This window comes from Bacillus cereus (assembly GCF_002567495.1).
Lineage (GTDB): Bacteria > Bacillota > Bacilli > Bacillales > Bacillaceae_G > Bacillus_A > Bacillus_A cereus_AQ.
Genome location: NZ_NVAP01000054.1, coordinates 17,849 through 37,949 on the forward strand (window position 1 = coordinate 17,849; position 20,101 = coordinate 37,949).

The following is a 20,101-nucleotide window of genomic DNA, read 5'->3' on the forward strand; positions in this document are numbered from 1 at the left end:
TCGGGAGTTTTACTGCCCTCAAATTGCGGGATAAACATTTTATTTTTTGGGAATGATGAAGGAGAATTTTTTACACGAAAGTATTTTACTTATACAATTCACACATGTAAAATGATGTGTAAAGACACCTGTGTGAGGAGGACTTCTAGTGGGCAAGGTAAAAGAAATTTCGAAGCGAAAACTACTCGGTATAGCTGGGCTTGGATGGCTATTTGATGCAATGGATGTTGGAATGCTTTCATTTGTAATGGTAGCCCTGCAAAAGGATTGGGGATTAACGAGCCAGGAAATGGGCTGGATAGGTAGTATTAACTCAATCGGTATGGCAGTAGGAGCGCTTATTTTTGGGATACTATCAGATAAAATAGGGCGAAAATCAGTCTTTATTATTACATTATTATTATTTTCTATCGGTAGTGGTTTAACTGCGTTAACGACGACACTCGCGATGTTTCTCGTTTTACGCTTTATAATTGGTATGGGGCTTGGTGGAGAGCTTCCGGTTGCCTCTACACTAGTATCAGAGAGTGTTGAAGCGCATGAGCGCGGGAAAATTGTTGTGTTATTAGAAAGTTTTTGGGCAGGTGGATGGCTAATTGCAGCTCTTATCTCGTATTTTGTTATTCCGAAATATGGTTGGGAAGTTGCGATGGTATTGAGTGCAGTTCCAGCACTATATGCTTTATATTTAAGATGGAATTTACCGGATTCCCCAAGGTTCCAAAAAGTTGAAAAAAGGCCATCTGTTATTGAAAATATAAAATCAGTTTGGTCAGGGGAATATCGTAAAGCAACAATTATGCTATGGATTCTATGGTTTTGTGTTGTCTTTTCCTATTATGGAATGTTCCTTTGGTTACCTAGTGTAATGGTATTAAAAGGATTTAGTTTAATAAAAAGTTTCCAATACGTACTTATTATGACGTTAGCTCAATTACCAGGGTATTTCACTGCTGCTTGGTTTATTGAACGTCTTGGTCGTAAGTTTGTTTTAGTTACGTATTTAATCGGTACAGCATGCAGTGCTTACTTGTTTGGAGTGGCAGAGTCATTAACAGTATTAATCGTAGCAGGTATGTTACTATCCTTCTTTAATTTAGGTGCTTGGGGTGCATTATACGCTTATACACCTGAACAGTATCCAACGGTTATTCGTGGTACAGGTGCAGGGATGGCAGCGGCATTCGGTCGTATTGGTGGTATTCTTGGGCCATTATTAGTAGGATACTTAGTTGCTTCGCAGGCTTCATTATCACTAATATTTACGATTTTCTGCGGATCAATTTTAATTGGTGTAGTTGCTGTAATTGTACTTGGGCAAGAAACGAAGCAACGAGAATTAGTATAAAGTGAAATTTTAATCAGTGAGAGTTATACTGCATATAAATAACGGAATAAAAGGCAGGGGGAACCGTGAGGATTCCCTTTTTTCTGTTTTTTTAGATAAATAATGGTATAGTAAGAAAAAGGGATTATTTCTTATAAAAGCGAATGTATACAACAGGACATATGGACAAAGAATTAGGTGGTTGAAGAAATGAAAATTTTACTGATCATGGAAGAGGCAGAAGAGAGAAGAGAGTTAGTTGAAAATTTCACTGAAAATATGAGAAATGTAGAATGTTTTGAAGCAAAGACAGGAACAGAATCTTTATTTATGATGAAAAAACATATACCAGACTTTGTTTTTTTAAGTTCCAAATTACTAGATGGTACTGGTTTTGAATATGCAAGTTTATTACGAGAAATAAATTGCTATACAAAATTTATTTTTGTAGGTGAAAACATAGAAGAATCTATTACAGCTTTCCGTTTCCAAGCATTTTATTATTTATTACGACCATTTCGTGAAGAAGACTTACAATTTCTTTTATATAAAATAGGCAAAGAACAAGGTGAGAAAGCAAAGAGTTATTTGCGAAAACTACCGATAGAAAGTCAAGAGGGTATACGATATATTCTTCCAGAAGATATCGTATATGTAAGTAAAAATAAAGAAAATAAAACTGTTTCAATTTACACAACGAATAATCAGTATATTTCAACATATACACTTCAAGAATTAGAAAATAAGCTAAATGTATATGATTTTTTACGTGTACATAAAAGCTATTTAATTAATATGTTATATGTAAAAGAACTGAAACCTTATTATAATGGCACATATAATTTGTATTTAGATAGGTATGATGAGCAACCGATTCCAGTTAGTCGTAATTATGTAAAACGCCTTCGAAATAACATTGAATTATAGCAGGTAATGAGAGTATTTTGACATGATAAACTGAAAATCCTTCATGATAAGGAGGATTCAAGTTAAATATTCAGAAAATTTAGTACAATCTCCACTAAGAAATAGTATTGGGGGAATTGTATGTGAAGACATTGAAATCAATCTTACTTTGGGGTGTTATTACAGCAGTAGGAGCAGGTGCTTTTGGAGTAATAGCCTTATCACAAGGTGAAACTATTAATGCTGTATGGCTCTTAGTAGCTGCCGTATGTGTATATGCAGTTGCTTATCGCTTTTATAGTAGATTTATAGCGAGAAAAGTTTTTAATTTAGATAATAATCGACAAACACCAGCCCATACATTAAACGATGGGAAAGACTATGTTCCAACAAATAAGTGGGTATTGTTTGGACATCACTTTGCAGCGATTGCTGGGGCGGGACCTTTAGTAGGACCAATTTTAGCAGCACAAATGGGATATTTACCAGGGACCATTTGGATTATTGTTGGGGTAGTTGTCGCGGGAGCTGTCCAAGATTTTGTCATTTTATTTGCTTCGATGAGGCGTAATGGTAAATCGTTAGGAGAAATGATTAAGGATGAGATTGGACCTGTTACAGGACTAATTGCAATGATAGGTATTTTAGGAATTATGATTATTTTATTAGCGGTATTAGCATTAGTCGTAGTAAAGGCACTGATCGGAAGTCCTTGGGGAATGTTTACGATAGCAGCAACGATTCCTATCGCTATTTTAATGGGAGTTTATATGCGCTATATTAGGCCTGGTCGTGTTGGAGAAGGATCAGTAATTGGTATTATCCTACTTATCCTATCTCTTATTGGAGGACAGTATGTAGCAGAAAATCCAACGCTTGCAAGTATGTTCACATTTAGTGGTGAAACAATTGCTATTATGCTTATTGTATATGGATTTATTGCATCTGCATTACCAGTTTGGATGTTATTAGCGCCACGTGATTATTTAAGTACATTTTTAAAAGTTGGAACAATTGTTGGATTGGCGATTGGTATTTTAATTGTAGCACCCGATTTACAAATGCCAGCAGTTTCGCAATTTATTGATGGAACGGGTCCTGTTTTCTCCGGTAATTTATTCCCGTTCTTATTTATTACGATTGCCTGTGGTGCAGTCTCTGGATTCCATGCTCTTGTTTCATCAGGTACGACGCCAAAAATGATTGAACAAGAGGGACATGCACAGCCAATTGGTTATGGAGCAATGTTAATGGAGTCGTTTGTAGCAGCGATGGCAATGATTGCAGCTTGTGTATTAACACCAGGAACTTATTTTGCGATTAATAGTCCGGCGGCGCTTATTGGTACGGATGTATCGCAAGCAGCTCAAGTTATTTCTTCATGGGGATTTGCTATTACACCAAATGAACTAAAAGATCTTGCTGTAAACGTTGGAGAGCAAACTATTTTATCACGTACAGGTGGTGCACCAACATTAGCGATAGGTATGGCATATATTTTTTCACAAGTAATAGGTGGAACGGCAATGATGGCATTTTGGTATCATTTTGCTATTCTCTTTGAAGCACTATTTATTTTAACAACGATTGATGCAGGAACACGTGTAGGACGATTTATGATTCAAGATATTTTAGGGCATGTATATAAGCCGTTTGCAAAAACGGATTCTACATTAGCGAACGTAATAGCCACAACATTATGTGTATTAGGATGGGGATACTTTTTATATCAAGGGGTAGTAGATCCGCTCGGTGGGATTAATACATTATGGCCACTTTTCGGTATTGCAAATCAAATGTTAGCGGGCATTGCATTATTACTTGGAACGACAATTTTGTTCAAAATGGGGAAAAAGGCGTATGTTTGGGTGACACTTATTCCAACTGTAGGATTGCTTATTGTAACAATGACAGCTGGTTATCAGAAGCTATTTCATGAAAATCCTAAAATCGGATTTCTATCTCATGCGAAGGTATTTCAGGGAGCGTTAGATGAAGGGAAAGTGTTAGCGCCAGCTAAAAATGTTGCTCAAATGAAGCAAATTATTTTTAATGATTATATCGATGCAGCACTTTGTGGGATTTTTATGATAGTTGTAATTGCTGTGTTAATCTCTGCACTTCGAATTTGGATTCAAGTATTAAGAAATAAGCCGATGCCGTTAAAAGAGGCACCATATATTCCAAGAGATGAAAGTGAGTCGAGGAACTATGCTTAAAAAGCTGTGGCAAGTATGGAGAGAAAGGAAGCGCTTTATTAGTTTACTCGTTGGGGTACCAAGTTATGAAGTATATGTAGAGCATATGCAAAAGAATCATCCAGAAGAAGAAATTGTATGTCAAAGGCAGTTTTTTGCTGAGGCACAAGAAGCGAGATTTAACGCAAAGGGTGGAAAAATATCACGCTGTTGTTAATGAAAAAAGGGCGAAAACTCGCCCTTTTTATTTTTTTGCTGTTTCACGTGGAACAGCAAAAAATAAACAAAAAACTTTGGGAATTATAGGTATTTCGTATACAATAAAGTAAGGAAAGGGATAGATAGAAAAGTAGGGAGATTATTTTATGTTAAGGGACTTATTTGTAAATACAACAATTATTCTTTCCTTTATTTTTGTTGGAGGTCAGCTTTTAAGGGACAAGCCGTTAAAAGAAGGGTTCTCTTTTGGGCAGAAATGTATAGTAGGTATTTTTACTGGGATATTAGGTATATTACTCATGTATTTCGGTGTTCATGTTGATACTATCCTATTAGATTTGCGCTACTTAGCTGTCATTCTGGCTGTTATAATTGGAGGACCGATAGCGAGTTCTATAACTGTTGGTATGATTTTAGTAGTTAGACTATTATTTATGGATTATTCATTAGCTTCTCAAGTGGCCTTTTATACAATCATTGCGATAGGAATAGGTAGCATCTTTATTTCGCGCATGAAGCTTTCTTTAGGAGAAAAGTGGGTATGGTTACACACATATATTTTATCTATTCTAATCCCAGCGCTATATATATGGTTAATTAAGGACATCCACGTAGTGGGATTATATTTAATTTCTAGTATTATTACAGGTTACATAACATTCATAAGTGCAAACTATGTTTTGCAATCCAATGAGTTATTTCAAACGATGAAGCAATATGCAACGGTAGACGCATTGACAAGCCTAGGAAACGTAAGGCAGTTTGATTTAGAGATGAATCGTCATATTAGTAATAAACATCTGAAAGATGATTCACTTTGTTTACTACTTATAGATATTGATCACTTTAAGCATGTAAATGATACGTATGGGCATCCGGCAGGAGATGAAGTGCTAAAACAAGTAGGGCGTATTTTACGAGAAATGTCAGCATTTCCGGATTTGGTTTTTCGAAAGGGTGGAGAGGAGTTTGCGCTTTTGATACCAAGGAAGGGATTAGCTTATGGAATGCGTATTGGGGAACAAATTCGTACAGCTGTTGAAAGACATTCATTTCAATTGTTAGACGGAACGAAAATAAAAATTACAGTTTCGGTAGGTATTTCAGAGTATGAAGAATCACCGGAGCAATTTATTCAAGCAGCGGATGATGCGTTATACTATTCGAAACGAAATGGTAGAAATCAGGTCAGTTCGGCATCGTAAAGGTAAGATGACCGGAAGATATAAAGGTTACTAAAAAACACTCACAGAGGCAATGTATGAACTCCGTGAGTGTTTTTATTTATATATTAGACAAGTTCTTTTGATACAACGAATTTACGATATGCACCATGGTGAGTTGGACCTACGTATTCGTTAATTTTGAATGAGTAACGAATGGCAGCTGTGATGAATTCTTTAGCAGTTTTTACTGCTTCTTTCACAGGTTTTCCTTTTGCAAGTTCTGCTGTAATCGCAGCAGAATATGTACAACCTGCACCGTGTGTATTTGTAGTATCGATTTTTTCTGATTCTAGAAGATCGAATGTTTCTCCATCATATAGGACGTCGATTGCAGTTTCCGTACCAAGTTTGCTACCGCCTTTAATTAAGACGTATTTCGCACCTAAAGCGTGGATTTTTTTCGCTGCTTCTTTCATATCCTCAAGAGAATTAATTTTTACGCCACTTAATTGGTAAGCTTCAAATAAGTTTGGTGTTACAACTAATGCTTTTGGAACAAGAACGTCACGTAAGCAATCATTCGTTTCAGGATGTAATGCTTCATCAGCACCTTTACATACCATAACAGGGTCAACTACTACATTTTTGAAATTATGTTTTTCGATTGTTTCAGCAACCATTTCAATAATTTCTACTGATCCAAGCATACCCGTTTTTAAAGCATCTACGCCAACGCCCTCAATTGTCGTTTCTAATTGTGGTTTTAATGTAGAAGCTGGGATTGGGAATACGTTATGTGCCCAACCGTTATGTGGATCCATCGTTACGATTGTCGTAAGAGATGTCATTCCGTATACACCAAGTTCTTGGAATGTTTTTAAATCTGCTTGTATACCAGCACCACCACTTGTGTCAGAACCAGCGATAGTAAGTGCTTTATTTAATGTCATTATGAAAGCCCCCTCAGGTGATATAATGAAAACTATGTTTTCACCATTATATCAATGTTACGAATAAGTACAAAGTGAAAAGTAGATGATTTATTTGAGGAGCTATTTAAAATCTTGTATGTAGGAGACGAATTATGTTTCAAGAGAATCGTACAAATGAATTAGTTATATTAAAAGAAATTGCAGAAACATTAAATACATCAAATGATATGTATCATGTACTGCAAGCAGTGTTAGAAAAGTTGCTCAGTGTAACAGGTTTAACGACGGGCTGGATTTTTCTTGCGGATGAAAATGGAAAATATACAAAATTGATCGATTACCAGCTACCAGAGGCACTTACATATGAAAATAAACGCCCAATGTGTGAAGGTGAGTGTTGGTGTTTACGTGGCTTTGTGGATGGAAAATTAGAGCGAGCGGTTAATATAATTGAATGTAAAAGAATTAATAATGCAATTGAATATAATTGGGGAGATACAGAGGGAATTCTTCATCATGCTACGGTTCCTTTAAAGGCTGGAGGAGAGAAATTTGGTGTTTTAAATGTAGCGAGCCCAGGTAAAACACACTTTTCGGAAGAAGAATTAGTATTGCTCCAATCAGTTGCTTTCCAAATTGGGACGGCCTTAAAGCGAACAAAATTATATGAAAATGAAAAGCGAAGAGCACATTATTATGTGAAATTGGAGCGGTTTATTCAAGATTTAAAAATGATTCATAAGTTTAATGTATTACCTGAAAAAGTAGTAAATCATGTAGGTGAAGTATTTCAGTGGAATCAAGTAGCGTTTTTTATTAGGGAAGAAATAGAGTTATCCTTGCGAGCTTCTTATGGTCAGGAAGAGTTACAAGAGGGTGTAAGGGAAGTGGCCAAGAAGGCGTTAGAACAAGGTGAGCCAGCTCTATTAAAGCATCTACATGGAGCTGTTATTGCTACGCCAATACATATCCAAAATCATATATTTGGTGTTTTATGTGTTAGTTTAAATAATGGGGAATTTGATGTTAATACGATAGATGTAATTCAAGCATTATCGAACCACGTTTCGTTAATAATAGAGAATTTAAGATTAAACGAACAGCGCCGTGAACTTGTACGAATGGAAGAAAGGAATCGATTAGCAAGAGATTTACATGATTCTGTATCACAAAAGTTATTTTCATTAACTTTTATGACGAAAGGTGCTGAAGCTGTTTTAAAAGGCCAAAATGAAAAGGTCGATAGTTCCTTGCGTGAGATGCGTGAACTAGCGCAAGGGGCTTTAAAGGAAATGAGAACATTAATTTGGCAGCTTCGTCCAGCGGGATTAGAAAAAGGTTTATTACCAGCCTTAAAGCAGTACGGTGAAAATTTAGGATTGAAAATTAGAGAACAAGTTACAGGTGTTCGTGATTTACCGCGCGTAGTAGAGGAAGCGCTATGGAGAATTGGACAAGAAGCTTTAAATAACGTAAGTAAACATGCGAATGTCAGAGAAGCGACGATTTATTTGAAATTGACGGAGAAGAAAGTATCATTAGAAATAGTCGATCAAGGAAACGGATTTGTAGAAAAGGATATAAAAGAGAAGAAATCACTCGGCATGACTACGATGCGTGAAAGAGTAGAATTAATTGGTGGAACAATTAAAATTGTAAGTGATAAGAAAAGAACAAGTGTAAAAGTAAACGTACCATTATGATGTGAAAATGAGGGAAGTTTGTGAAAATAAAAGTATTGTTAGTTGATGATCATACAGTCGTTTTAAAAGGATTAGCATTTTTCTTAAGTACGCAAGAAGACTTAGCGTTAGTCGGAGAAGCGAATAATGGGAAAGAAGCATTAGTGAAAGTAGGGGAGACAAATCCTGATGTTGTACTAATGGATTTATATATGCCTGAAATGGATGGCGTTGAGGCGACAGCGTGTATTAAACAAGAATATCCGGATGTGAAAGTAATTGTATTAACTAGCTTTTCTGATCAGGCACATGTTTTACCAGCGTTAAGGGCGGGAGCAAGCGGCTATATTTTAAAAGATGTAGAACCAGATCAACTTGTTGAAGCTATTCGAAGCGCATATAAAGGTAATATTCAATTACATCCAGATATAGCAACTGCTCTTCTCTCTCAAACATTACCAGTGGAAGAAAAGGAAGAAGAACCTTCTATTCAAGTGGATGTGCTAACAGCGAGAGAAAATGAAGTGTTGCAGCTATTAGCAAAAGGGATGAGCAATAAAGAAATTGCTTCTGTTTTAGTTATTACAGAAAAAACGGTAAAAGCTCATGTAAGTAGTATTTTGAGTAAATTACATTTATCTGATCGCACGCAAGCGGCATTATATGCAGTGAAAAATGGAATTGTATAAGACAAAAGTCGTAAGACCTAGTTCGCCTTTAGAAGGTGGACTTTTTTTATGGAAAAATACGTCTATGTGAGGACGAAATTGTCTTGATATAAAGATAAAATATGTTTGTAAGCAACAAAACAACAATTACAAGGGATACCTTTTTGAAAGCATATAACAACATAAGAGAGCATATTAGGAGGAAGAAACAATGGCAACAGTTTTATTTGTAAAAGCAAACAACCGCCCAGCGGAACAAGCAGTTAGTGTGAAATTATACGAGGCATTTTTAGCAAATTATAAAGAAGCACATCCAAATGATACAGTAGTAGAACTTGATTTATATAAAGAAGAATTACCATACGTAGGCGTAGACATGATTAATGGTACATTCAAGGCAGGTAAAGGCTTTGATTTAACAGAAGAAGAAGCAAAAGCAGTAGCAGTTGCTGATAAGTATTTAAATCAATTCCTAGAAGCTGATAAAGTCGTTTTCGGCTTCCCATTATGGAATTTAACGATTCCAGCAGTGCTACACACATATATTGATTATTTAAACCGTGCTGGTAAAACGTTCAAATATACACCAGAAGGTCCGGTTGGCCTAATCGGAGATAAGAAGATTGCATTATTAAATGCGCGAGGCGGCGTATATTCAGAAGGTCCAGCAGCTGAGGTAGAAATGGCTGTTAAATACGTGGCAAGCATGATGGGCTTCTTCGGTGCAACAAACATGGAAACAGTAGTTATTGAAGGACATAATCAATTCCCAGACAAAGCAGAAGAAATCATTACTGCAGGTCTTGAAGAAGCAGCGAAAGTAGCAAGCAAATTTTAATTGAAATTATAATCGCCACTCAAAGAAACAGCATTAACGTTTATGTTAATGCTGTTTCTTTATATTTTCAGCTCGTCAGCAAGCTTTTCTAATTGATTTCGACCTTGTATATAATATGTTCGGCCTTCTTTTCTTAAATAATTTTGCTGGCAAAATTGGTTTAATACATATAAAAGATGACGATAGCTGACGTTCAAGTATTCCGAAGCCTCAGTATGCTTTTCTATATAACAATTATTTTGTTCTGTTAATAAGATAAATGCAGCTAATCGATTTTCAAAAGGATAACTGTAGTTTTTTGCGTAACTTTCTGTTCGGGCAATCGTTTTTTTACCGATAAATTTGCATAGATGTTGTAAAAAAGTTGCATCTCGTAATAAAAGATGCTGACATTCTTTAAGCGGAAGTGCTAAGCAAACGCAATCTTCTAGCACCTCAATGGATTTGGTGATATTTTCCACGCCTATTAATCCTAATTCTCCAATAAAGGATGGTGCTTGAATAAAATTAATTAATGAAACTTTCCCGTTTTTATGACTCATATATATTTTTGCTTTTCCAGAAATTAAGTAATAGAGATAAGGGAGATCATTTCCTTCGTTACATATCATTTCATTCTTTTGAAAAGAATGTAGTTCTACATATGGTAAGACATGAAAGGAAAAAAAAGTATGGAATTGGTGAGTTTTCATATATTGATAAATTTCTTCTTCATTTTTGTTGATTTTCATATTTTCACCCCCTATTTGAAGTATGAGATATCTCCTATTATTTTTACAAGAAGGAATGATACGATTTATGTAAATTTGTTTTTGTAGAAAAGAGAGTGTGAGGGGTTTATGAAAAAATATAACACATTGCTATTTGATGTAGACGATACATTATTAGATTTCCAAAAGGCTGAAAAAGTTGCTTTATGGATGCTCTTTGAAGAGAAGGGAATTCCTTTAACAGACGAGATAGAGGCTCGTTATAAAAAAATAAATAAAGGTCTTTGGGATGCTTTTGAAAAAGGCGAACTATCGCGCAATGAAGTTGTAAATATACGATTTTCTATGTTGTTTAAAGAGTATGGGGAAGAAGTAGATGGAATGTTATTTGAAAATAATTATCGTAGCTACTTAGAAGAAGGAAACCAACTCATGCAAGGTGCGTTTGAATTTATAAATCAAATTCAAGGGGAGTATGAGTTGTATATAGTAACAAATGGTGTTTCTAAGACGCAAGATAAACGTTTGCGTAATGCGGGTTTACATTCATTGTTTAAAGATGTTTTTGTTTCTGAAGATACAGGTTTTCAAAAGCCGATGAAAGAGTATTTTGATTATGTTTTTGAACGGATTCCTAACTTTGCACTTGAAGAAGGGCTAATTATTGGGGATTCATTAAGCGCCGATATTAAAGGTGGATATGTAGCAGGAATTGATACTTGTTGGTTTAACCCAGAAAGGAAATTAAATAGTAGTGGGATTATACCGACATATGAAGTGCATAATTTTGAAGAGTTATACGCTCTATTAAAACAGCATGTGTAATAAATAAGTGGTTGGGGTTTATGTTACAGTAATCGTTTTTTTTAAAGGTCTTTTTCGAGTTGATATGGAATATATTTCTTTTGTTGCTTTATATGAAACTTGTTGACATTTATTTTAGAACATTCAGAAAAACCAATTGACATTAGGAAATTATTGCTATAAAATCAACGGTAATTGCATAGTCTTATCAAGAAAAGGTGGAGGGACAGGCCCGATGAAACCTTGGCAACAGCCGTATAACGGAATTGTGCCAAATCCTGCAGGTAGTAATCCTGAAAGATAAGAAAGAGCCTTTAGAGCGTGTTTTCAAACTGCTCCTTTCTTGTTTTCAGGAAAGGGGCAGTTTTTTATTTTGTATAAAAGAAAGGAGAATGAGAGATGGGAGAATCATGGGGAAAAGGAACAATTTGTGTGCAAGGTGGCTATACACCAAAGAATGGTGAACCACGCGTTCTACCGCTGTATCAAAGCACAACGTATAAATACGATACGTCGGATGATCTAGCGGCATTATTTAACTTAGAGGCAGAAGGTTATATTTATACGCGTATTGGGAATCCCACACTAGCTGCATTTGAACAAAAGTTATCAGATTTAGAAGGCGGCGTGGGAGCTGTTGCAACAGCTTCTGGGCAGGCGGCCATTATGCTAGCAGTTTTAAATATTTGTAGTAGTGGAGATCATCTGCTTTGTTCTTCAACAGTTTACGGAGGAACGTTTAATTTATTTGGAGTAAGTTTACGTAAGCTTGGCATTGATGTTACGTTCTTTAATCCCAATTTAACAGCAGATGAAATTGCGGCACTTGCTAATGATAAGACGAAACTCATCTATGCAGAATCGTTAGGAAATCCAGCAATGAACGTTTTAAATTTCAAAGAATTTTCAGATGCAGCCAAAGAGCTGAAAGTACCTTTTATCGTTGATAATACATTAGCGACTCCTTATTTATGCCAGGCGTTTGAACATGGAGCAAATATTATTGTTCATTCTACGACGAAATATATTGATGGTCATGCAAGCTCTTTAGGTGGCATTGTAATTGACGGAGGAAATTTTGATTGGACAAACGGAAAATATCCTGAGCTTGTTGAACCAGATCCGAGTTATCACGGCGTAAGCTATGTTCAAAACTTTGGGGCAGCAGCTTATATTGTGAAAGCACGTGTTCAGTTATTAAGAGACTATGGAAATTGTATGAGCCCATTCAATGCATATATTAGCAATATTGGCTTAGAAACACTGCATTTACGAATGGAGCGTCATAGCGAAAATGCTCTCGCAGTTGCCAAGTGGCTTGCTAACCATGAACGTATTGAATGGGTGAATTATCCGGGGTTAGATAGTAATGAAAATTACTCGTTAGCACAAACATATTTGAAAAAGGGTGCTAGTGGTGTTTTAACATTCGGCATTAAAGGTGGATTAGAAGCAGCGAAAGAATTTATCGCAAATGTAAAACTAGCAACACTCGTAACACATGTAGCTGATGCACGAACTTGTGTCATACATCCTGCTAGTACGACGCATAGACAATTAAGTGCTGAAGATCAGCGTCTAGCTGGTGTTACATCTGATTTAATTCGTTTATCGGTTGGTATAGAAGATGTTTCTGATATTATTGCAGACTTAGAAGTAGCATTAGTCGGAGGCAAACAACATGCCGATCATAATTGATAAAGATTTACCAGCTCGCAAAGTGTTGCAAAAAGAAAATATTTTTGTAATGACGAAGGAGCGAGCAGAAACACAAGATATACGTGCATTGAAAATTGCTATATTAAATTTAATGCCAACGAAGCAAGACACAGAGGCGCAATTACTTCGCTTAATTGGAAATACACCGTTGCAATTAGATGTTCATTTACTTCATATGGAATCACATTTATCTCGTCATGTAACGCAAGAACACTTAACAAGCTTTTATAAAACGTTTCGTGATATTGAAAGTGAAAAGTTTGATGGGCTCATTATTACAGGAGCACCAGTGGAGACTCTTGCTTTTGAAGAGGTAGATTATTGGGAAGAGCTTAAATATATTATGGAGTATTCAAAAACGAATGTAACATCTACGCTTCATATTTGCTGGGGGGCACAGGCGGGCTTGTATTATCATTATGGTGTTCCAAAGTATCCCCTTAAGGAAAAAATGTTTGGTGTATTTGAACATGAAGTTTGCGAGAAACATGTGAAATTGTTACAAGGTTTTGATGAGTTGTTTTTTGCCCCGCATTCTCGTCATACAGAAGTACGAGAGAGTGATATTAGAGGGGTGAAAGAATTAACATTGTTAGCAAACTCTGAAGAAGCTGGTGTTCACCTTATTATTGGGCAAGAAGGAAGGCAAGTTTTTGCCCTCGGACATAGTGAATACAGTTGTGATACGTTAAAGCAAGAATACGAACGGGATTGCCAAAAAGGGTTAAATATTGATGTGCCAAAAAATTATTTTAAACATGATAATCCAGATGAAAAGCCGCTTGTTAGGTGGAGGAGTCATGGGAATTTATTATTCTCTAATTGGCTGAATTATTACGTGTATCAAGAAACCTCTTATGTATTGTAAAAAAAGATTGTGTAACATGTGGCAACGTTTTCTTTGTAAGGATTACTCTTTATTTTTCCGAATGTTCAAAATACATTGTTTTTCAGATTTTTTACTCATATAATTTCATCTAAACACAATTTTTGAGGGGTGGACAGTATTATGAAAGAAATTCAAGTTGGTCTATTAGGTCTTGGGACAGTTGGTAGCGGTGTAGTTCGTATTATTACAGATCATCAAGAACGACTCATACACCAAGTAGGTTGTTCAGTGAAGGTAACGAAAGTATTAGTACAAAACATTGAGAAAGAGAGAGAGGTAGAGGTACCTTCTACTCTATTAACACAAAATGCAAATGAAATTTTAGATAATCCAAATATTGATGTTGTCATCGAAGTGATGGGCGGCATTGATGATGCAAAGGCATATATTTTACAAGCTTTACAAAGTGGGAAGCACGTTGTGACTGCAAATAAAGATTTAATGGCGTTACACGGAGCTGAATTATTAGCGGTAGCAAAGGATAATAAGGCTGATCTGTTTTATGAAGCAAGTGTAGCCGGAGGAATTCCGATTTTACGAAGTATCGTAGAAGGACTTTCTTCAGATCTTATTACGAAAGTAATGGGAATTGTAAATGGAACGACAAATTTTATTTTGACGAAAATGTCAGACGAAGGGAGAGCATATAACGACGTGTTAAAAGAAGCCCAACAACTTGGATTTGCAGAAGCAGATCCAACATCAGATGTAGAAGGTTTAGATGCAGCAAGAAAAATGACGATTTTAGCTACTCTTGGTTTCTCTACAAATGTAGAGCTTGGAGATGTGAAAGTAAAAGGAATTACTTCTATTACAGCAGAAGATATTGAATATAGTAAGAGTTTAGGCTATACAATTAAATTAATTGGTCTTGCAAAGCGAGATGGCGAGAAATTAGAGGTCACAGTTGAGCCAACTTTACTTCCAAATGCACACCCTCTTGCGGCAGTGCAAAATGAATATAATGCTGTCTATGTGTATGGTGAAGCGGTAGGAGAAACGATGTTTTATGGTCCGGGAGCAGGAAGCTTGCCAACAGCGACAGCTGTTGTTTCTGACCTAGTTGCTGTAATGCAAAATATTAGGCTAGGTGTAAACGGAAATAGTGCGGTAGTCCCGCAATATCAAAAGGTACTAAAAGAGCCAGATGAAATTATTGTGAAAAAGTTTTTAAGACTTCATGTGAAAGACGAAATTGGTGTGTTTGCAAAAATTACATCATTGTTCTCTGAGCGCGGTGTTAGTTTTGAAAAGATTATTCAAATGCCACTTGAAGAGAAAGGGAAAGCAGAAATCGTAATTGTAACGCATCGTGCTTCTCTTGCGGATTATGAGTACATTCTACATACATTGCAATCGTATGAAGAAATAGATTGTGTGAAAGCAAACTATCGAATTGAAGGAGATGCTAAGTAGTATCTTTTATCATAAAGTGACACTTTAATCAGTGGGGGTGTCCATCCCCCGCCTAACTTCTTTGTATTTGCTGGATTTTAAGGTGGGAGTTTTACTGCCTGTTAATGCGGGATAAACAAAAAAGAACCTATTNNAATAGGTTCTTTTTTGTTTAAAATTTTCGTGCCAATTTGAATGAACGCTTGAATAATCCAACCCGTTGTAAAGGACAAGATGATTGTTCCAAAATAAATGGGCCCATCTAATAAGAAACTTAATGTTAAAAATAAAAAAGCTAATGAAATTTCTGTTCTTCGAAACGTCCATTTTTTCTTCTCAGCAACCGTTAAAACGAAAGCTTCTTGAGGCGCTGCGCAAAGGTTTGTAGAGACGTAAAGACCAATTCCAGCTCCAACGAATAGATTTCCGCAAATAAGTGTTATATATTTTGGAAGAGAGCGGATAGCGTCCATAATAGTTGTAATGGAACCAATCCAATCAACAAAAAGAGAAATAAGAACCATCGTTACAATTGTACCGATTGTAATTTGTTTTTTGTTCCAAAAGAGTACGATAAGTGTAAAGGCAAAGTTAATCATGAAAATCCAAAAACCAATACTTATCCCAAAATTTTGATATAGTGCAATAAAGAAGGAATCATAAGGGCTAAGTCCAAAGGAAGTAATTGTCGTCATCATATTAATACCGATGGCAAGAATGAGTAAACCGCCAATGAAAAATATATATTCTAATTTGAATCGAAGCATAGTTGTATATCCTTTCTAAATGTAGTTGCTAGGAAAGGATATATTGTGGAAAGCTTACCAGGTCAAGTGAGAATTTTGGCAGGGAAGGGGAGAATGAGATGACGAATATAAGAAAGATTGCTGAACTTGCTGGAGTATCTGTTTCAACTGTTTCACGTGTATTGAATAATCATCCGTATGTAAATGAACAAAAGCGAACAGAAATTTTAGCGATTATAGAAGAATTAAATTATACGCAAAATGTGAATGCGATTCATTTAGTGAAAGGAAAAACGAATGTAATTGGCGTGTTATTACCGCACGTAAATGATCAATATTATAGCGCTATTATTGAGGGGATATCAAAAGAAACGGCAAAGAATAATTATAATATGATGCTTTGCCAGACAAATTATAGCGAAGAAAGAGAAATAGAAATTTTAAATATGTTAAAAATGAAAAAGCTTGATGGAGTTATTATATGTTCTCGGGCAAATAGTAAGGAGAAGCTTGAAGAATATACGAAATTCGGCCCGATTGTTATGTGTGAAGAAATAGATTCGAAATGTATTTCAAGTGTACATATTGATTACTACAAAGTATTTTCACGTGGGATGAAAAGCTTAATAGATGCCGGTCATACACGTATTGGATATTGCATTGGAAGAAGTAATAGCATTAATAGCCAAAGACGAAAAAAGGCGTATGCAGATTCGCTTCAACAGAGTACCGTAACACCGTTAGAGACCTGGAAATTTGAAGGGTGTTTTACGGTGGAAGATGGACGTAACGTAATCAGAGAATGGGCTCGTATGTCTGTAAAACCGACGGCGTTTCTTGTATCTTGTAACCATATTGCAGCGGGAATGGTAACGGAAGCGAAAACACAAGGAATTCGAATTCCAGAAGATATGACGATTATCGGATGTGATGATCAAGAGGTGGCAGATATATTAGGTATAACTACAATTTCGCATCCTAGTAAAAATGTCGGGATGAAAGCGTTTGAATTATTATATGAAAAGATTAATGAAGAGAAATTAGATGTGAAACATATAGAGTTATTACCAGAGTTAGTAAATAGAGAAACGACGTGATAGGGAAGGTGTGAAAATCGCTTTTCAAAATTTCGTTTGGTATAATTATGGACAATCTATGAGGGCTAAAAGGGGTTTTGATATGAGATCAAAAGTAGTAAAAGTAATTCTACTCATTACAATTGCATCTTTCTGTTTATTTGCATATGGCTTTGTTTCAGGTGTAAATGATGTATTAAATCCGAAAGCTTCAAATTTAATTAAAAAGACTGATGTAGTGGCAAAAGAGAAAAAGAAAACGGGAACGTTACAAATCGTCAGTTTAGGTGATTCATTAACACGCGGTGTTGGCGATAAAGAAGGAATTGGCTATGTTGGGCGAATGAAAGAGGATTTACAAAAAGATTATAAGCAAAAAATTGCATTAACAAATTTAGCAGTTAGTGGTGCAAAAATGCCCGATTTATTAAAACAAATTGAGGGTAGTGGCGCTCAATATTCCATTAAGCAAGCAGATGTAATTGTATTAACGATTGGTGGGAATGATTTGTTCCCAGGCTGGGAATCGCTCGGGAAAATAGATTTAGAAACATATCGTCCTGATACAGAAACGTTTCAAAATGAAGCGAAGAAAATTATAGAAGAAATTCGTAAATTAAATACAGATAGTCCTATTTTTTGGCTTGGTTTATACAATCCGTTTGAAGATGTAGAGGATTTAAAAGGCTCTTCAAATATTGTTGTGGACTGGAATGCATCTTTAGAGAAATTGGCACTAAATGATAAAAATGTGTATATTACACCGACATTTGATTTATTCCAAAACCGTGGGAAAGATTTATTATACTCTGATCATTTCCATCCAAATGAAGTAGGTTACACATATATGGCAGAACGTTTAGTTCAAAATGTTGTAAGTAAATTAAAACTAGAACAAGGAGGGGTAAAATGACGACGATACTTTCCGTACGAGACTTGAAGAAGGTAATTGGGAAGAAGACGCTTGTAGAGAATATTTCATTTGATGTGAAGCAAGGAGAAGTGTTTGGGTTCTTAGGACCAAATGGTGCTGGAAAAACGACTACCATCCGAATGTTAGTTGGATTGATTAAAGCAACAGAAGGTACGATTTCTATTGGTGGTTATTCGATTAAGGAAAACTTCAGAGAAGCGATGCGTCAAATTGGAAGTATCGTTGAAAACCCAGAGTTATATACATACTTAACAGGATGGGAAAATTTAAAGCAATTTGCTCGTATGTTAGGTGATATATCAGATGAACGTATTACTGAAATTGCTAAAATGGTTCATTTAGATGAAAGAATTCACGACAAGGTAAAAACATACTCACTTGGTATGAAACAGCGCCTTGGAATTGCGCAGGCGCTCCTTGGGAATCCCAAATTGCTCATATTAGATGAGCCAACAAATGGCTTAGATCCAGCCGGGATTAGAGAACTTAGGGAGTTTATACATAAGCTTGTGAAAGAAGAAAATATGAGCGTGTTTATTTCAAGTCACTTACTAAGTGAAGTGCAAATGATATGCGATCGTGTTGCTATTATTCATAAAGGAAAAATGATAACAGTTGCCAAGGTTGAAGAATTAATTAAAACAGCAAGTGATCGTGTAGAATGGGTTGTTACACCAATTTCGAAGGCGAAAGATATGCTAGAAGCGGCCGAGGAAGTAAGAGAAGTGAGTGTAGAAGGAGAGCGATTACTATGCCGCATGGATATTGCATCTATAAGTAGTTGGAATAAACACTTTGTAGAAAATGAGATAGATGTACATAGCGTTAAGGAGCTTGTGTTTACGCTAGAAGATTTATTTATTGAACTCACAAGGGGTGAGCAGCATGCGTGAATTTGCGAATCTAGTTTTAAATGAATCGGAAAAGATTTACCGTAAGAAACGTATTTTTGTTGTCATGCTTATTTTAGCAATCTTAATCCCGCTTTTTGTGTATGCGCAGTATCGTGAAATGGAAACGACACAAAAAAGACTCGGTACAACGGATTGGAAAGTATCATTGCAACAACAAATTGTTGATTCTCAGAACCGGTTGAACAATTCTAGACTACCAGAAGAATGGCGGGATTGGCTGAAGGTAAGAGTGGAGCAACAACAATATTATTTAGATCATGATATTAACCCGATGGCGCCGGGTGCACCAACTTTTGTAAGAGCATTTATTGAACAAGGAATTACATTGTTTATTCCGCTTCTTGTAATGATTGTTGCAATTGATATCGTTTCAGGAGAACGAAGTGATGGTACGATGAAAATGTTACTTACGCGGCCGATTCGGCGCTGGAAAATACTCCTTAGTAAATACGTGACGATGTTATTTTTCATTTCGCTCATACTGCTTCTTGTAGGTTTGTTTGCTTACATATTATCAGGGCTTGTATTTGGGTACTCGGGATGGAATTTACCGGTTTTAACTGGGTTTGTCATTGATAAGGAAACGTTAAATACGAATTTTGTACATCTTATTCCGCAGTGGCAATACATTTTAATGGCATACGGATTAGCTTGGTTTGTTGCTATTGTTGTCGGAACTATATCATTTATGGTTTCTGTCTTAATTCGCAATACACCAGCGGGTATGGGCGTTATGCTAGCTGCATTAATTGCAGGCGGTATTTTAAGCTCGTTCGCAACATCTTGGGAAGGCGCGAAATATATTTTTAGTGTGAATTTATCATTAACAGATTACTTATCAGGAAAATTACCTGCATTACAAGGTTTATCGATGGGATTTTCTTTGATGAATTTAACTGTATGGGCAGTTGTTTCCCTTATTATTTCGTTCGTAGTATTTACAAAACAGGATATGGTGAATTAATTGGACAGGAAGTG

General features: G+C 35.9%; 19 protein-coding genes and 1 riboswitch. Of the genes, 16 read left to right on the top strand and 3 right to left on the bottom strand.

Annotation, left to right across the window (positions count from 1 at the left end; all coding sequences use genetic code 11):
* The first annotated feature begins 148 nt into the window (after positions 1–148).
* The 5 genes from COK05_RS25585 to COK05_RS25605 all read left to right on the top strand — a co-directional run bounded on the left by COK05_RS25585 (position 149) and on the right by COK05_RS25605 (position 5,855).
* Positions 149–1,348 (top strand): MFS transporter, encoded by a 1,200-nt coding sequence (locus COK05_RS25585; RefSeq protein ID WP_098614790.1) that lies wholly within the window; start codon positions 149–151, stop codon positions 1,346–1,348.
* A 189-nt stretch (positions 1,349–1,537) separates the two neighbouring features.
* Complete coding sequence (locus COK05_RS25590; RefSeq protein WP_098614791.1) at positions 1,538–2,254, top strand: LytR/AlgR family response regulator transcription factor; 717 nt, start codon at positions 1,538–1,540, stop codon at positions 2,252–2,254.
* Between the two features lie 122 nt (positions 2,255–2,376).
* Complete coding sequence (gene cstA / locus COK05_RS25595) at positions 2,377–4,452, top strand: carbon starvation protein CstA (RefSeq protein ID WP_098614792.1); 2,076 nt, start codon at positions 2,377–2,379, stop codon at positions 4,450–4,452.
* The gene (locus tag COK05_RS25600) at positions 4,445–4,648 is read left to right on the top strand and encodes a YbdD/YjiX family protein (RefSeq protein ID WP_098614793.1); all 204 of its coding nucleotides are present in this window, start codon (positions 4,445–4,447) and stop codon (positions 4,646–4,648) included. The genes cstA and COK05_RS25600 overlap by 8 nt, the downstream gene beginning before the upstream one ends.
* A 148-nt stretch (positions 4,649–4,796) precedes the next feature.
* Positions 4,797–5,855, top strand: coding sequence for a GGDEF domain-containing protein (locus COK05_RS25605; RefSeq protein ID WP_098614794.1), 1,059 nt, complete (start codon positions 4,797–4,799; stop codon positions 5,853–5,855).
* Between the two features lie 86 nt (positions 5,856–5,941).
* Here COK05_RS25605 and pdxK read toward each other — a convergent pair whose 3' ends face one another.
* The gene (gene pdxK / locus COK05_RS25610; protein ID WP_000174252.1) at positions 5,942–6,766 is read right to left on the bottom strand and encodes a pyridoxine/pyridoxal/pyridoxamine kinase; all 825 of its coding nucleotides are present in this window, start codon (positions 6,764–6,766) and stop codon (positions 5,942–5,944) included.
* Positions 6,767–6,900: 134 nt separating this feature from the next.
* On the opposite strand from pdxK, the gene COK05_RS25615 reads away from it, so the two are divergent.
* From COK05_RS25615 to COK05_RS25625, 3 genes are all read left to right on the top strand, one after another.
* The gene (locus COK05_RS25615) at positions 6,901–8,451 is read left to right on the top strand and encodes a GAF domain-containing sensor histidine kinase (RefSeq protein WP_098614795.1); all 1,551 of its coding nucleotides are present in this window, start codon (positions 6,901–6,903) and stop codon (positions 8,449–8,451) included.
* A gap of 20 nt (positions 8,452–8,471) precedes the next feature.
* Complete coding sequence (locus COK05_RS25620; RefSeq protein WP_063223946.1) at positions 8,472–9,119, top strand: response regulator; 648 nt, start codon at positions 8,472–8,474, stop codon at positions 9,117–9,119.
* A 190-nt stretch (positions 9,120–9,309) separates the two neighbouring features.
* On the top strand, positions 9,310–9,936 hold the full coding sequence (locus COK05_RS25625; protein ID WP_000246726.1) for an FMN-dependent NADH-azoreductase: 627 nt from the start codon (positions 9,310–9,312) through the stop codon (positions 9,934–9,936).
* 59 nt (positions 9,937–9,995) lie between these two features.
* On the opposite strand, the gene COK05_RS25630 is transcribed toward COK05_RS25625, so the two are convergent.
* Positions 9,996–10,667 carry a transcriptional regulator YeiL gene (locus COK05_RS25630; protein WP_098614796.1) on the bottom strand — a complete coding sequence of 224 codons (672 nt, stop codon included), beginning with the start codon at positions 10,665–10,667 and terminating at the stop codon, positions 9,996–9,998.
* A gap of 108 nt (positions 10,668–10,775) precedes the next feature.
* Here COK05_RS25630 and COK05_RS25635 point away from each other — a divergent pair, with 108 nt between their 5' ends.
* The 4 genes from COK05_RS25635 (at position 10,776) to COK05_RS25650 (ending at position 15,474) form a co-directional block, all read left to right on the top strand.
* Entirely contained in the window at positions 10,776–11,471 is a 696-nt protein-coding gene (locus COK05_RS25635) for a YjjG family noncanonical pyrimidine nucleotidase (protein ID WP_098614797.1), read from the top strand.
* A 181-nt stretch (positions 11,472–11,652) separates the two neighbouring features.
* Positions 11,653–11,757: riboswitch (SAM riboswitch) on the top strand.
* A gap of 92 nt (positions 11,758–11,849) precedes the next feature.
* Positions 11,850–13,148, top strand: a complete 1,299-nt coding sequence (locus tag COK05_RS25640) for a bifunctional O-acetylhomoserine aminocarboxypropyltransferase/cysteine synthase (protein ID WP_098614798.1) — start codon at positions 11,850–11,852, stop codon at positions 13,146–13,148.
* A complete protein-coding gene (metA, locus tag COK05_RS25645) occupies positions 13,132–14,037 on the top strand; it encodes a homoserine O-acetyltransferase MetA (RefSeq protein WP_098614799.1) in 906 nt (301 codons plus the stop codon). The genes COK05_RS25640 and metA overlap by 17 nt, the downstream gene beginning before the upstream one ends.
* Before the next feature lie 141 nt (positions 14,038–14,178).
* Entirely contained in the window at positions 14,179–15,474 is a 1,296-nt protein-coding gene (locus COK05_RS25650) for a homoserine dehydrogenase (protein ID WP_098614800.1), read from the top strand.
* Positions 15,475–15,575: 101 nt separating this feature from the next.
* Here the strand turns inward: COK05_RS25650 and COK05_RS25655 are convergent, their stop codons facing one another.
* A complete protein-coding gene (locus COK05_RS25655; RefSeq protein ID WP_098614801.1) occupies positions 15,576–16,220 on the bottom strand; it encodes a YczE/YyaS/YitT family protein in 645 nt (214 codons plus the stop codon).
* 98 nt (positions 16,221–16,318) lie between these two features.
* On the opposite strand from COK05_RS25655, the gene COK05_RS25660 reads away from it, so the two are divergent.
* Genes COK05_RS25660 through COK05_RS25675 form a run of 4 tightly spaced genes read left to right on the top strand, consistent with a single transcriptional unit; the run spans position 16,319 to position 20,087 of the window.
* Entirely contained in the window at positions 16,319–17,296 is a 978-nt protein-coding gene (locus COK05_RS25660) for a LacI family DNA-binding transcriptional regulator (RefSeq protein ID WP_098614802.1), read from the top strand.
* A 10-nt stretch (positions 17,297–17,306) separates the two neighbouring features.
* The gene (locus COK05_RS25665) at positions 17,307–18,188 is read left to right on the top strand and encodes an SGNH/GDSL hydrolase family protein (protein WP_141539256.1); all 882 of its coding nucleotides are present in this window, start codon (positions 17,307–17,309) and stop codon (positions 18,186–18,188) included.
* Positions 18,185–19,102: an ABC transporter ATP-binding protein gene (locus COK05_RS25670; protein WP_098614804.1), complete on the top strand. Its 918-nt coding sequence runs from the start codon at positions 18,185–18,187 to the stop codon at positions 19,100–19,102. The genes COK05_RS25665 and COK05_RS25670 overlap by 4 nt, the downstream gene beginning before the upstream one ends.
* Positions 19,095–20,087, top strand: coding sequence for an ABC transporter permease subunit (locus tag COK05_RS25675; RefSeq protein WP_098614805.1), 993 nt, complete (start codon positions 19,095–19,097; stop codon positions 20,085–20,087). Before COK05_RS25670 ends, COK05_RS25675 begins: the two co-directional genes overlap by 8 nt.
* Positions 20,088–20,101: the final 14 nt, after the last annotated feature.

Excerpts from the sequence above, each read along its gene's own strand:
- COK05_RS25590 (WP_098614791.1), top strand. The coding sequence starts at position 1,538 with ATGAAAATTTTACTGATCATGGAAGAGGCAGAAGAGAGAAGAGAGTTA.
- COK05_RS25600 (WP_098614793.1), top strand. The coding sequence starts at position 4,445 with ATGCTTAAAAAGCTGTGGCAAGTATGGAGAGAAAGGAAGCGCTTTATT.
- COK05_RS25605 (WP_098614794.1), top strand. The coding sequence starts at position 4,797 with ATGTTAAGGGACTTATTTGTAAATACAACAATTATTCTTTCCTTTATT.
- pdxK (WP_000174252.1), bottom strand. The coding sequence starts at position 6,766 with ATGACATTAAATAAAGCACTTACTATCGCTGGTTCTGACACAAGTGGT.
- COK05_RS25615 (WP_098614795.1), top strand. The coding sequence starts at position 6,901 with ATGTTTCAAGAGAATCGTACAAATGAATTAGTTATATTAAAAGAAATT.
- COK05_RS25625 (WP_000246726.1), top strand. The coding sequence starts at position 9,310 with ATGGCAACAGTTTTATTTGTAAAAGCAAACAACCGCCCAGCGGAACAA.
- COK05_RS25630 (WP_098614796.1), bottom strand. The coding sequence starts at position 10,667 with ATGAAAATCAACAAAAATGAAGAAGAAATTTATCAATATATGAAAACT.
- COK05_RS25635 (WP_098614797.1), top strand. The coding sequence starts at position 10,776 with ATGAAAAAATATAACACATTGCTATTTGATGTAGACGATACATTATTA.
- COK05_RS25640 (WP_098614798.1), top strand. The coding sequence starts at position 11,850 with ATGGGAGAATCATGGGGAAAAGGAACAATTTGTGTGCAAGGTGGCTAT.
- metA (WP_098614799.1), top strand. The coding sequence starts at position 13,132 with ATGCCGATCATAATTGATAAAGATTTACCAGCTCGCAAAGTGTTGCAA.
- COK05_RS25650 (WP_098614800.1), top strand. The coding sequence starts at position 14,179 with ATGAAAGAAATTCAAGTTGGTCTATTAGGTCTTGGGACAGTTGGTAGC.
- COK05_RS25660 (WP_098614802.1), top strand. The coding sequence starts at position 16,319 with ATGACGAATATAAGAAAGATTGCTGAACTTGCTGGAGTATCTGTTTCA.
- COK05_RS25670 (WP_098614804.1), top strand. The coding sequence starts at position 18,185 with ATGACGACGATACTTTCCGTACGAGACTTGAAGAAGGTAATTGGGAAG.
- COK05_RS25675 (WP_098614805.1), top strand. The coding sequence starts at position 19,095 with ATGCGTGAATTTGCGAATCTAGTTTTAAATGAATCGGAAAAGATTTAC.